Source organism: Halorubrum rutilum, assembly GCF_024494565.1.
The window spans coordinates 530704-543388 of sequence record NZ_JANHDN010000001.1 but is presented as its reverse complement, the minus strand read 5'-3'; the positions used below and the strand labels follow the sequence as shown (position 1 = coordinate 543388).

The 12685-nt window shown below is 62.4% G+C and carries 15 protein-coding genes; 4 read left to right on the top strand and 11 right to left on the bottom strand.

Annotated elements, in window-relative coordinates; genetic code table 11:
* Positions 1–82: 82 nt before the first annotated feature.
* Genes NO900_RS02915 through cheY form a run of 3 tightly spaced genes read right to left on the bottom strand, consistent with a single transcriptional unit; the run spans position 83 to position 2231 of the window.
* Positions 83–649 carry a chemotaxis protein CheD gene (locus tag NO900_RS02915; protein WP_379791559.1) on the bottom strand — a complete coding sequence of 189 codons (567 nt, stop codon included), beginning with the start codon at positions 647–649 and terminating at the stop codon, positions 83–85.
* Positions 646–1875 (bottom strand): chemotaxis protein CheC, encoded by a 1230-nt coding sequence (locus tag NO900_RS02910; protein ID WP_256407707.1) that lies wholly within the window; start codon positions 1873–1875, stop codon positions 646–648. The genes NO900_RS02915 and NO900_RS02910 overlap by 4 nt, the downstream gene beginning before the upstream one ends.
* Entirely contained in the window at positions 1875–2231 is a 357-nt protein-coding gene (gene cheY / locus NO900_RS02905) for a chemotaxis protein CheY (RefSeq protein WP_092566902.1), read from the bottom strand. Before cheY ends, NO900_RS02910 begins: the two co-directional genes overlap by 1 nt.
* A gap of 265 nt (positions 2232–2496) precedes the next feature.
* Here cheY and NO900_RS02900 point away from each other — a divergent pair, with 265 nt between their 5' ends.
* On the top strand, positions 2497–2964 hold the full coding sequence (locus NO900_RS02900; RefSeq protein WP_256407706.1) for a zinc ribbon domain-containing protein: 468 nt from the start codon (positions 2497–2499) through the stop codon (positions 2962–2964).
* Positions 2965–3684: 720 nt separating this feature from the next.
* On the opposite strand, the gene NO900_RS02895 is transcribed toward NO900_RS02900, so the two are convergent.
* The 6 genes from NO900_RS02895 to NO900_RS02870 form a co-directional block, all read right to left on the bottom strand.
* Positions 3685–4341 carry a DUF7500 family protein gene (locus NO900_RS02895; protein ID WP_256407704.1) on the bottom strand — a complete coding sequence of 219 codons (657 nt, stop codon included), beginning with the start codon at positions 4339–4341 and terminating at the stop codon, positions 3685–3687.
* A 72-nt stretch (positions 4342–4413) separates the two neighbouring features.
* Positions 4414–5058: an archaellin/type IV pilin N-terminal domain-containing protein gene (locus tag NO900_RS02890; protein WP_256407703.1), complete on the bottom strand. Its 645-nt coding sequence runs from the start codon at positions 5056–5058 to the stop codon at positions 4414–4416.
* Positions 5059–5631, bottom strand: coding sequence for an archaellin/type IV pilin N-terminal domain-containing protein (locus NO900_RS02885; RefSeq protein ID WP_256407702.1), 573 nt, complete (start codon positions 5629–5631; stop codon positions 5059–5061).
* Between the two features lie 2 nt (positions 5632–5633).
* Positions 5634–6218, bottom strand: coding sequence for an archaellin/type IV pilin N-terminal domain-containing protein (locus NO900_RS02880; protein WP_256407701.1), 585 nt, complete (start codon positions 6216–6218; stop codon positions 5634–5636).
* Between the two features lie 2 nt (positions 6219–6220).
* Positions 6221–6799, bottom strand: a complete 579-nt coding sequence (locus NO900_RS02875; RefSeq protein ID WP_256407700.1) for an archaellin/type IV pilin N-terminal domain-containing protein — start codon at positions 6797–6799, stop codon at positions 6221–6223.
* A 370-nt stretch (positions 6800–7169) separates the two neighbouring features.
* Entirely contained in the window at positions 7170–7508 is a 339-nt protein-coding gene (locus NO900_RS02870) for a hypothetical protein (protein ID WP_256407699.1), read from the bottom strand.
* A 187-nt stretch (positions 7509–7695) separates the two neighbouring features.
* On the opposite strand from NO900_RS02870, the gene NO900_RS02865 reads away from it, so the two are divergent.
* The gene (locus NO900_RS02865; RefSeq protein WP_256407698.1) at positions 7696–8031 is read left to right on the top strand and encodes a helix-turn-helix domain-containing protein; all 336 of its coding nucleotides are present in this window, start codon (positions 7696–7698) and stop codon (positions 8029–8031) included.
* 371 nt (positions 8032–8402) lie between these two features.
* Complete coding sequence (locus NO900_RS02860) at positions 8403–9677, top strand: RNA-guided endonuclease InsQ/TnpB family protein (protein WP_256407697.1); 1275 nt, start codon at positions 8403–8405, stop codon at positions 9675–9677.
* 11 nt (positions 9678–9688) lie between these two features.
* On the opposite strand, the gene NO900_RS02855 is transcribed toward NO900_RS02860, so the two are convergent.
* A complete protein-coding gene (locus tag NO900_RS02855) occupies positions 9689–10420 on the bottom strand; it encodes an RAD55 family ATPase (RefSeq protein WP_256407696.1) in 732 nt (243 codons plus the stop codon).
* Positions 10421–10565: 145 nt separating this feature from the next.
* On the opposite strand from NO900_RS02855, the gene NO900_RS02850 reads away from it, so the two are divergent.
* A complete protein-coding gene (locus tag NO900_RS02850; RefSeq protein ID WP_256407695.1) occupies positions 10566–11129 on the top strand; it encodes a HalX domain-containing protein in 564 nt (187 codons plus the stop codon).
* A gap of 77 nt (positions 11130–11206) precedes the next feature.
* Here the strand turns inward: NO900_RS02850 and NO900_RS02845 are convergent, their stop codons facing one another.
* Positions 11207–12454: an RNA-guided endonuclease InsQ/TnpB family protein gene (locus tag NO900_RS02845; protein WP_256407694.1), complete on the bottom strand. Its 1248-nt coding sequence runs from the start codon at positions 12452–12454 to the stop codon at positions 11207–11209.
* Positions 12455–12685: the final 231 nt, after the last annotated feature.

The window sequence follows — 12685 nt, the reverse complement described above, 5'->3', positions numbered from 1 at the left end:
CCCCTCAAAATATCAGCAGTGAGAAGAGGGCTCGCTCCCAGGCGGCGGGCGCCCCACTCGCGGCACCGCGACGCCGCCCCGCTCAGAGGGTGCGCTCGAACCCGTCGGCTGCTCGGACGACCAGCCCGCCGTCCCGCCCGAACCGGACGGTGCGTCCGACGTCGTCGCCGACGTCGCTGGCGACGACGGGGACGCCCGCCGAGGCGAGACACCGCTCGGCCCGCTCGACGTTCCGGGGGCCGACGGCGTCGGTGAGATCGAGCATCTCGGCGCCGCCGGCGACGCGCGCCTCCAGCCGGTCGGGCGCCGCCCCGGCCGCGACGAGGTCGTCGACGAGCGCGTCGATGCCGGCGTCGACGTACTTCCCTCGGCGGGCGGCGGCCGTCCGCCCCTCGTCGCTCGTCGGTAACATCGCGTGGAGGAGCCCGCGGACGCCCGCCCGCTCGTCGCCGAGCGCGACCGCGACGCAGGAGCCGAGCCCGCTCGTCGTCAGCGTCTCCCCGTCGGTCGCGACGGCCAGCTCGCCGACGCCGACCTTGATTTGACGCTCGGCGGCGTCGCCCCCTCCGACCCCGCTCGCCTCGCGATACCCGTCGCCGTCGTCGCGGTTCCGCGACCCGCGGCCGCGGGACGACGAAGGGTGGCTCACGTCTCCGAGAGACGGTCGAGTGCCCGCGCCAGTTCGCGCTCGTCCGGGAGCGCGTACACGTCGCACCGCGCCTGGACGCCCTCCGTCTGGATCGCGGCGTCGATCACGAAGCCGTAGTCCTGCCGCCGGCTCAGCTTGGCGACCAGCGGGCTGATCGTCGCCGAGCCGATGTCGTGGACGAACTCCGGCGGCGAGTGGCTGATCGAGGTGCCGAGCACGTTCGCCCAGCCGTCGATGAACCCGCTCGTCATCACGTTGCCGAGCTCGCAGAGCGCGTTCTCCGCCATCCCGCCCAGCGGCTCGTCCGGCTCGCTCGGGAGCATCGACGCCGCGATCGCTGCGGCCGACTCCTCCTCGAACAAAATCGCGAGGTAGCCGCTCGGCTCCCCCTGGAGCTCGAAGACAGTCCCGGCGTGCGGCTCGACGCCGACCTCCGCGGGCACGTCGGCGAGGGGGACGAACCGCAGCCGACTCACGTCGACGGTCGCGTCGAGTCCGGTCATCATCGCGATGTTGTCGGCGGCGTTCGCCGACCCCCGCTTCGCCAGCGACGCGAACGTCGACAGCGACTCGTACGGGACGGCGGTGCTGCCGCCCGCGTCGCCCCCGCCGCCCGCCGCGCCGTCCGCGGCCGCCTCCGCGCCCGCCTCCGCGCCCGCGGTCGCGGCCGGCGCCGTCTTCCCGACGACGAGGTCGCGGAACGGTCCGGAGTCGGGCAGCATGTATATCGAGAAGTCGAGGTCGGTCGTCGTCGCGTCCAGCCGGCTCTCGAAGAGGAAGACCCCGTCGCCGGCGAGCGCCCCGTCCGGGAGGACGGCGGCGCCGTCGGCCTCAAAGTAGCGCGGCGGCGTCATGTCGATCGCCTTCCCGAGGTAGTTCGCCCAGCCGTCGAGGAAGCCGCCGAGCGCGATGTTGCCGACCTCGGTCACCGCGCTGCGCTCCACCGACGCGCCGCCGGGCAGCAGCGAGAGCAGCGCGCCGACGTTGGCGGCGTCGAACGCGAGCACCGCCTCGCCGTCGAGCCCGCCGTCGAGCCCGACGCTCACGCCGATCGACTCGCGGCCCGCGAACGCCTCGGCGAGGTCCTCGCCGCTGGCGACGCTCGCGCCCGTGACCTCCACCGCGAGGTCGGTCCCCGTGAGATCGGCGAGCGCGCCGGCGGCCTGCTCGGCCCCGCGCTCCGCCAGCCGGTTGCACGCGCCGAGCGCCCGGACGTCGACCCGCATTATACCGCCGATCCGATGGCGTCGAGCACGTTCGGCTTCTGGAACGGCTTCGTGATGTACCCCTCCGCGCCGGCCTTGATCGCGGCCTTCATCTTCTCCTCTTGGCCGACGCTGGTACACATGATCACCGTCGCCCCCGGGTTCTCTTCGAGGATCTCCGTCGTCGCCTCGATCCCGTCGCGGATCGGCATGACGATGTCCATCATCACGAGGTCGGGACCGTGCTCCTCGTACATGTTGACCGCCTCCACGCCGTTTTCGGCCTCGCCGACGATCTCGAACTCCCCTTCCAGAATCTCCCGGAGGAGGTTCCGCATGAACTCCGAGTCGTCCGCGATGAGCACGCGCGTTGCCATGGTTGTCTCGAAGGCGGGCCAGCGGTCACTTAACCGCTCCCCCGCGGTTCTCAACGCTGAGAACGGTCCGGTCGCGACACCGAGACGCGAACGGGACACCGCGAGGGCGGCCGACGGCGCCGACGCCCGCTTCAGATTATCGCTTTGGAGAACTCGGGGCGGTCGCCGCGACTCAATTCGGGCCGAATCGCCCGACTGCGGCGGTGTTCGATCGCTGACCGAGCCCCGAAGAGTTAAGCCCGACCGCGGTCCGCTTTCGATGAGGATGAAGACCTGTCCCCGGTGCGAGTCGTCGATCGACGACGAAGCCCGCTACTGCGTCGACTGTGGCGCTCCTCAGACCGAGGCGGCCGCCGAGGAGCTTGACGAGTACGTCCAGCGACAGGCCCAGCAGATCACCGGCGACTCGGGCGCCGGCCGGGACGGGAGCGGATTCGGCGAGAGCGCCGACGCGGCCGACGGCGACGGCTTTCTCTCGACCGAGGAGCTCACCGACAGAGAACAGCTCTGGCGGCGCGGCTGCTACGTCGCCGGGTACGGGACCGTGGTCGTCGCGCTTACGCTCGTCCCGCAGATCGGTGCGTTCCCCCTGTTACTTGGTGGGATCGTGATCCTTCCGCCGGTTCGTCGCCTGACAGCAGGGCCGCTCGGGAGCCCGCTGAAACGTGAGGTGATGGCCGGACTGTACGTGGTGCTCGTTCTAGTCGGCGTGGCGCTGCTCCAGTTCTTATAGCTGACAGAAGACAGGAGTACTGAGCGCTTGTCACTTCTGGAAGTTCCATTCGTCTTAGCTCGCAAACACCCTGCCAGATTCACCTGCCCAACTAGAATGTAGGGCAAATCAGCGTGTCGTTGCGGCCAAATCGACTTGTTTCAATGATTTGTCCCCCCGCAACATCTCCCCGTGAAACCAGTGAAACTCACGGTGAGTAGGGTATTACCGACCACACCGCGTTGTGAGGTGGCTATGCTCGACACCGTTCGTGTGTTTGGCTCTCGAAATCGCCAGCCAGCAGCGCTGTTTCGAATGCCTACGTCCCATTCTCAACTGACGACCAACGAACCCCGATAGGTGTCTGATACGTGGGCTGAGATGAGAGATCGTCGCTACCACCCCCGGTCTGTCCGGGCTGATCGGCAGAATCACGATACTCATGTCAAATTTTGGTACTAACTTTACTGTCTGGACCCACTATCTCTGGTGACCCGTGAGTTAGAGCTGCCGCAAGTACGGGGCAGACGTCGCCTACCCCTCGTTTGTGACATCGCAGCTGTGTCGCTCCGACGGTTGCGTCTCTGTGGCACCCGCATTTGGTCTCCGTTTCACTCCTTATTAGCGGGTATATTGCGGGGGGAAGCTCCTTGAAACACAGCAACTTGGCCACGCTGTCTTAGCCCGATTTACTGCGCGGCGACTGATTTGCCTTCCTGAAAATCCAGTTGTGAGGACTCGCTACTCAATCCGGAATCCGTCTGCCCCCTCTGCAGCACGTACAAGGTCACTGATGCTGTCACTCGCCGTGAGCCCGTGGTTCGTAGCGAACTCCTTGATGACCGTTGGCGGAAGATCTACCGCCGTCTCGCTCGCGACGAGCAAGAGCCCGAGTGCCTCTGGCGTCGGTGAATCCGGACCTGTATTGGACGCGAACCATGTCACAAGTGAGTCGAACGTCGCCGTCACGTCATTCGAGACCATCCGCTGGCGACTGGTGTCGCCGTCGGCGTGGAGCGTTGCGTCAATCCCGTAGCTAAATCCATCGCCATCGAAGGAGTTTGCCAGCCACCGGCTCACCGCCTGCCGGTCGACCTCGGGGAAACCGCGGTCGGCCTGCGGGGGACCGGCGCCACCACTGCCCGTCGCGCTCCTCTGACTGCCCCCTGAATCCGGGGATCGGCGCTCCGCCGGGCTCTCCGGGTCGGCGGACGTGAATCCCTCTTCCCCCGGACGCTGGTCCGGCTGCGCTCGGCGGATGTTGGGGCGCCCGCTCGTCCCGACGACGTACCGGCTCTCCCCGATCTCGACGACGGTCTCGTCGTCGGTGAAGTCGAGCTCGTCGGGGTCGGCCGGCGGGGCGTCCGGGTCGCCCACCGGTGTGTCGCGGTCGCTCATGACACATATGTGAAGACGTAAGAAAATAGGTGTTCCGGGCGGTTCAACCTAAACTGTAGCTGTGCGCTGAGGCTACAGTCGGACACCCTCGCCGGAAACAAGCACGTCGGGCACGCGAACTGTCGCAGTAGTCTGTCCGCCGCTAGGTGACGTGATTGTTATGTCAGCCTCAGCGCCTCCAGTGAGGGGAAAGTCGCTGACTCCGGAACCTGTACCGGCACCGCTACCGGCATTGGTCCCTAAATCAAGTGCTTTGCTCTGGGTACCGCTGAGAATGTATATTCGTGCCGTTTCTCCGGTGCTAGTGAGTTCAGTCTTTTGATTATCAACAATCACCGGATCTAAACTAGAGCTGTCTTGACTAGGATCTGCTGCTGTTATACTGAATGTCTTAGAGTCACCACTCCCAATCCATTCTAGTGTTGCACTCGTAATATCGATTGGGTCTGAGCCTGGCGCAAGACTCACATCAATAGCGATAGCATTAATCTGCGGACCGCTCTCAACCTCACTGACAACCGACTCAACTTTGAGATTATTAGACACCTGTTCGGTGCTTTCTTGACCTGTTGCTTCTGCTTGTGTCTGAAGGAAGCCGGCGGTATTGATCAGGACACCAGCAGCAATCGCTGCCACCAGCACCATCGCGATGAACACGATGAGCGTCCCAATTCCAACCTGTCCGCGCTCCTCTTTATTCAGTAGTGATTCGAACATTTACAGATCCTCCGGGTTGCTGGCCGGGTCACTGACCCGAAGTGTCTCGAACGTCTGTGCGCCGGACGCCGTCGTAAGCGTTATATCGGCTTCTTCTCCGGCTGACAGCGTTCCAGCGTTGTCAAATCCATCAGAACCGTCGAGACTGAGCTCTACTTCGACTCGATCGCTTTGACTTTCGAGAATTCCGTTAGCACCGCCGGATATCTCTCTGAACGCAATGTCGTTGTCGTTGTCGTCGAGTTGGGTCGTGACCACACCGCTGGGTCCGACGTACTGGATCTCTACCTGTGAAAGGTCGACCGGGTCAGATCCTGCCGACTTCTTGATAACCAGATTTACTGTAGTAAGCGGCGGACCACCAGTGCCGGTCGCTGACACGATGTCGACGTTGTTCGTCACCTGTGCAGTGCTTTCTTCGCCCGTTGCCTCTGCTTGCGTTTGGAGGAATCCGGCGGTGTTGATCAGAACACCGGCGGCGATTGCCGCCACCAGCACCATCGCGATGAACACGATGAGGGTCCCGATGCCTACCTGGCCGTGTTCCTCTTCGTTAGTTAGTTTCTCGAACATTGTTACAGTTTAACAGACTGTCCTGACTGTAATGGATCAGGCGCCGTGTACACCTCAAACGTCTGTCCCCCGGACGGAGACGTGATCGTCACTTCGAGCGTCTCCCCAGCCTCAAGTGCTGACGGGCTACCAACAGCCTCGGTAACATCAATCGTATTTGAGTTACCTGCCCCAAGATTAAGCGGGATCGTTTCTCTTTCTGATGAGTCAGTCAAGTCTGTATTCGAAGCAAGACTATTCAAGTTCGTCGTTGCAACACCGTCAGGTCCGACAACTTGTATTGCAACATCCTCACCCAGAGTTATTGGATCGCTGCCTGGAGAAAGGCCGACACGAAGATCGATCTGTTGGATGCCATCTCCATTGATATTACTCTGCGCTGCAGTAGCAGTGTACACCTGAAGGCTATTAGTCACCTGTGCAGTGCTTTCTTCACCCGTTGCCTCTGCTTGCGTCTGGAGGAAGCCGGCGGTGTTGATCAGGACGCCGGCGGCGATCGCCGCCACCAGCACCATCGCGATGAACACGATGAGGGTCCCAATCCCCACTTGCCCGCGTTCCTTCCCGTTAATGATCGTTTTGAACATTGTTATAGGCTGACTGACCGGCTATCCAGCAGGGGGTCGGGTGCTGTGTACACTTCGAACGTTTGTCCGCCGGAGGAGGTTGTGATCGTCACCTCAAGCGTCTCGCCAGCGGCAAGTCCGTCACCAGTCGCAGCTGTTGCATCAACACCACTACCGCTGTCGGTAGCCGTGGACCCAAGCACTAGATTAACCGTCTGCCTGTCAGTTGAGTCTATTAATGTTGTGGAACCGCTTGCCATGCTTGCCGTCGCCACGCCGGCTGGGCCAACAACTTGGATTTCCGCATTTTGGAGATCAAGCCGGTTACTTCCAGGACCGAGACCAACCTGAAGATTGATCTGTGCGATTGCTGTACTATTGATTTCACCTTGTGGCACCGCAGCCGTGTACACCTGAAGATTATCGGTCACCTGTGCGGTGCTTTCTTGACCCGTTGCCTCTGCCTGTGTTTGAAGGAAGCCGGCGGTGTTGATCAGGACGCCGGCAGCGATCGCCGCCACCAGCACCATCGCGATGAACACGATGAGGGTCCCGATCCCCACTTGCCCGCGCTCTTCCTCGTCCAGTCTGGTTTCGAACATTGGTTGTGTTATGTCGGCCCCCGGCCTGCCCGGCGGGCGTTATCGATATGAAGTGAAATTTCCCTATTAAAGACTCCGTGCCGATTATTTGACCTGATAAACGACTGCAGTCATGCGATTATCGTATTAATTTCATAGCGATAATTTCCATAATCATCAACGACATCCCGATCTGGTTATCGAATCCGATATCCGGGATGCGGTAAGCGTGCGCCCGGATCTCGGGCGATCCGCGTTCGACCTCGAACCGGATCGCGCGGGTGCAGTAGCTACTCGATTCCGTCCGTATTCGCGGTGGGACGATGTGAGAAGGGATCCGCGCCGTCGACGCCGCGCGCTCCCGTGCCGCGCTTCGCCGCGCCGCGGGTCGCTACCGGTCTTGAATCCGCGCGAGCTCCGACTCCGGGATCACCAGCTCCCGCGTGCCCGGCTCGTAGACGGCAAGGCTCCCGGCGACGAGCGCCATCGACGCCGCCAGCAGCCCGGTGTTGATCAGTAGCAGCGCCTGCGCGTTCGCGAACGATGTCCGGAAGGCGGCGGCCGGCGTGGCGACGGCCGCGACGACGACGAGCCCGAACCCGACGGCCAGGTACGCCATCGCGGTGCGGCCGGAGGACCGATACGCCGCGACCGCGAACGCCGCGAGCGTCGCGCTCGCGCCCGCCAACACGGTGGTCGTCACGAGATACAACCCCTCGATGAGCTCCATACCCGCCCTGCTCGGAGTCGACACATAAACCCACGGTGGCGGCTATCACCGGCGATAACACCTCGTCTCCCGCTGGCGGCGTCGCGAAGCGGCGCTCGCCGTCCGTCACCCCGTTCCCTTGCGTGCCCACGGCGCTCACGCCCACCGGTATCCTTTTACCCTGTAAAAATCAACAGCGATAACGTGAATGGCGGGGGATGACCTGATCACGGTGCTCGGGAACAAGTACAACACGGACATCCTGACGGCGACCGGCGACGCGATGTCCGCGCAGGACCTGAGCGACGAGCTCGACGTCCCGATCGCGACGTGTTACCGCCGGATCAACGAGCTGGAGGAGGCCGACCTCCTCGAACTCCACGACCGGCCGCTCTCGGACGAGCACCGCCGCGTGAAGGTGTACCGCCGGAAGGTCGACGGCGTCGAGGTCGACTTCCGCGACGGGCTCACGGTGGAGGTCGAGGAGCGCTCCGCGGTGAAGAACCGGCTCGACGACGTGTGGCGCGACCTCTCGTCGAAGTAGTCCCGTTCCGCGACGGTCTCCCTCCCGCCGGTACCCGACCCGTCAGCATAATACAAGATGCGCTCTTCCGTAGGAGATTGTTGATACAGTTCCCTCGAAGGTGGTGGTGATGGGAAATGACTGGTAGACCACTCAGATAGATGATTCTTATCTAGATTGCCTGATACCAGAATCGCAAGACGGCACTACATCAACAATGTCCTACACATGAGCGTACAAGGAGGATCCTCCAACCTCAAGGAGTGAGCGAAGCGAGCGAGTATGTCGGAGAAGAAACCGACCCGGCACTACACCAGCCACGTTCGATGGTTAACCCACTCCTCTCCGAATCGTTACTAACATAAAAACAAAAGTACATATCTGAAGTACGGATGGAGGTCCGCCGCACCGTCCCTGTCAAGATTAATGTGGCCGACAGCGACGCCAACCTCCTCCATGAGACCATCTCCGAGTTTCTGTGGGCCGCCAACTACGTCGTCGACCACGCGTGGCAAGGCGAGTATAAAACGACGAGCAAAGCCCAACTTCAACGTGAAACCTACGACGATGTGCGGGCTGAGACACGGTTACAAGCGAATCTCGTCCAGAACGCTCGCAACAAGGCTGCCGACGCCGTCCAGAGCGTCGTCGCCCGCTGGAAACAGGGTGACTACGCAGGGAAGCCGCACTTCACTGCCTCAACTCTCGTCTACGACAAGCGGTGTGCGACGTTTAACGACGACCACGCGACGCTCGCAACCGTCGACGGCCGCATCACCGCCGAGTACATCCTTCCGGACGATGACCGCGAGACGCCCCACTCGGAGTACCTGTTCAACGACGATTACGATGTAACGGGTGCGGAACTCCACTACCGAGACGGCGAGTTCTACCTTCACGTCCGCACAAAGGCGGACGTAGAGTCCGAGACTGCCGATGAAGGTGACGCCGAGCACAGCACAGTCCTCGGCGTTGACCTCGGCATCGAAAACGTCGCCGTCACCTCGACGGGCACGTTCTGGAACGGGTCGGAGTTGACCCACTGGCACCGCGAGTTCGAAAAGCGGCGTGGGTCGCTCCACCAGCGTGGGACGCGAGCTGCCCACGAAACTATCCGGTCTGTCGGACGTACCGAGACGGGCCGGTACGATCACTTTCTCCACACCGTCTCGAAGGAACTCGTCGCAGAAGCCGTTGAGCACGACTGTAACGTGATCGCGTTCGAGAACCTGACGGGAATTCGTGAGCGGATGCCGAACGCCAAGAAGTTCCACGTGTGGGCGTTCCGGCGCCTGTTCGAGTACGTCGAGTACAAAGCTGAAGTCGTCGGCATCTCGGTCGAGCAGGTGAGTCCCGCCTACACCTCCCAGCGATGTTCGAAGTGTGGGACGACACTCCGAGAGAACCGCAAGACGCAAGAACGGTTCTGTTGCCAGAAGTGTGGTTACGAAGTGAACGCCGACTACAACGCGGCGAAGAATATCGGTCTGAAGCATCTCCGCTCGGCGCAAACGTCGTCAAGCGGAGGCGCACCCGTAAACGTGCGCTTGAATCGCGGGATGTTGAATGTGAACGGCGATTACGAGCCTGCCAGCGATGGCCAGAACAGGAGTCCACGCGAAAGCCCCACCCTCAACGAAGCGAACGGTAACGCCGTGAGCGAGTAGGGCGGGGTAGTTTACAACGACGGCTGATTCTCGGAGCCGCCCATCATCGAGAACCCGCCGGCCCGCTCGTGGACGGTGATCCCGCCCTCGCCGATCTCCATCGGGAAGATGTCGGTGTCGATGTCCTGTTTCCGCATCTTCGCCACCCAGACGTAGCGGTTCACGCCCGAGTCCGTCGGCGTCTGGATGAAGTAGATGTTCCCGTCCGTGAGGAAGTTCTCCAGCCCGACCTCCGTGTCCGGGAACACCGCGCCCTGCTCGTTGATGAGCAGCGAGGTCAGCCCGTTCGCCTTGAGGATGTCGGAGAACTTCAGGAGGTACGTCCGCTTCTCCTGTTCGGCGTCGAAGAAGAGCTGGAACATCGACAGCGAGTCGAGCACCAGCCGGTCGAAGTCGCCGTCCTCGATCGTGTCGAGCAGGCGGTCGACCGCCGTCGAGAAGTCAGTCTCGCGGAGCATCTCCCGCTTGTCTAAGATTACGATGTCGCCGTCGTCGACGGCGTCGCCGAACCCGTCGAGACCGATCGACTCCGCGGCGCCGCGGATGTCCGCCTCGTCCTCCTCGAACGAGACGTACACCCCGCGCTCGCCGTGTTCCGTGACGCCGTGGTGGAGGTACTGAATTCCGAAGATGCTCTTGCCGGTCCCGGGGTTCCCGGAGACGAGCACCGTCGACCGCTCCGTGATGCCGCCGGTGAGGATCGAGTCGAGCCCCTCGACCCCGGTGGAGACGAGTTCTGACATTCGTCCCACCATTGGCGACGGGAGTATATAAAAGACGATCCGACGCGACCGGCCGAATCGACGGCGACAGCTTTATTTCTCGACACGCCGCCCGTTCGTGTATGCCCGGTGAAGTGTCCCCCGTCGACTCCGGCGGTGATCGGCGGTGAGCGACCCCTCGGTCCTCGTCGTGGAGGACGAGCCCGACATCGCCGCGCTGTACGCCGGCTTCCTCGAAGAGCGGTACGACGTCGACCGGGCCGAGACCGCCGCGGAGGCGATCGACCGGATCGACGAGACCGTCGACGTGGTGCTTCTCGACCGTCGGCTCCCGGACGGGAGCGGCGACGACGTGCTCGAACACATCCGCGAGGCCGGCTACGACTGCCGGGTCGCGATGGTCACCGCGGTCGAGCCCGACTTCGACATCATCGATATGGGGTTCGACCTGTACCTCACCAAGCCCGTCGGCCGCTCGAAGCTGCTGGCGGCGATCGACACCCTTCTCACCCGCAGCGAGTACGACGACCTCGTTCAGGAGGCGGCGGCCCTCGCGAGCAAGCGCGCGGTGCTCAACGCCCAGAAGCCGGCCGCACAGCGCGAGGGGAACGAGGCGTACGCCGAGCTCGTCGAGCGGCTCGAAACGCTCGACGCCGACATCGACGAGCTCGGCGAGTCGCTCTCCGCCGACGATTACCGCGCGATGTTCCGCGACCTCGGCGAGGCGTAAACTACCCTACCCTACTTCGCTCACCCCATACGGGGTTCGCTTGTTGAGGGTAGGGATTTGATGTGGACTCCCGGCAATCAGTCGCCAGCAAGAGGCTGGTGACTCTCGCCGTTCAACGTCCCACCATTCACACGCACGTCTACTGGTGCGTCTCCGCTCCCCGACTTGGGCGAGGAACGGAGTTTGTGTTGTCGCTTCCGAGCGTACCGCACGCCAATATTCTTTGCAGCGTTGTAATCCGCGTTCACCTCGTACCCGCATTTCTGGCACTGGAAGTGTTCGCCGTGGCGGTTGCCGTCGTGCGTAAACCCACAGTCTGTTCGAGAACAGCGTTGGGATGTGTGGGTCGGCTCGACCTGCTCTACGGAGACCCCCTGTTCAGGGGCTTTGTAGGAGACGTATTCAAACAGGCGTCGGAACGCCCAGACGTGGTGCCACTTCGCGTGTGGAAGCCGATCTCGAATGTCGCTCAACTCCTCAAACGCGATTACGTCGCAGTCGTGTTCGACGGCTTCCGAGACGAGTTCGTTGGCGATCGTGTGGATGTACTGTTTGCGCCAGGCGTCCTCTCGCTTTCCAAGGCGAAGAAGCGCCTTGTGTGCGGCCTGCGTGCCGCGTTGTTGCATCTCGCCACGCCGCTTCTCGAACTCACGACACCAGTGGTCGTAGTCGTCCCCCTGCCAAAACGTGCCGGTTGAGGACACAGCAAGGCTGTTGACGCCGAGGTCGATACCGAGGACCGTTTGGTCGGAGTGCCCGGTATCTTCCGAAACCCCATCGTCACCGTCTGTCCGCCGCGTTGATATGTTGAGGTAGAACTCGTCAGTGGCCGCGTCGTACCGAAGCGTACTCTCGCGGAACTCGTAGTTCTCGGAGAGTACGTACCGCTCGTAGGGCGTCGGACTGTCTGCCGGGAGAACGAACGACGGTTCGACTCGGCCCTCAACAGTTGCCAGCGACACCGTGTTGCGGTAGAAGGTGGCGCTCCGTGTGTCGTAGTCCATCGTTTCAGCGGTGAACGTCGGTTGAGAGACGCGCTGTCGTTTTTTCCACCGTTCGACACACGCTTTGACGGCTTCGACAGCGCGTTTGATAGCGGCTTGGACAAGTTGGGCCTGTAGGTCTGTCTCCTCTCGAAGGTCGGCGTAAAGCGCGTCACGAACCTCTCGCTTGTTGGTTTTACACTCCGTGTGGGAGGTGTCGGACCAACAGTAGTCGGCGGTTCGGTTCGCGCAGTACAGGTATTGCTCGGCGGTTCGGTGGAGTGCGTCGCGTTGCTCGTCGGAAACGGCGAGTTTCACGACGGCGGTTCGACGCACGCCCATAGTTTCAGAGGATACCCAACGGTACTTATATGCTTGGGAGTCGGTCGGTCGCAGTGTGGCGGTTGTGTCGTCCCATGTCGGTTTCCTTTCCGGGCTACTCGCTCACTCCGTTCGCCCCTTGAGGTCGGGGGCTCCACCTCGAAAATGCTGACCCGGCGTCGCGCACGCCCTACTGACTCTTCCGTCCGATCGCTCTCGAGCTCCTCGCGGTGCCCCCCGTCGCTGATCTCG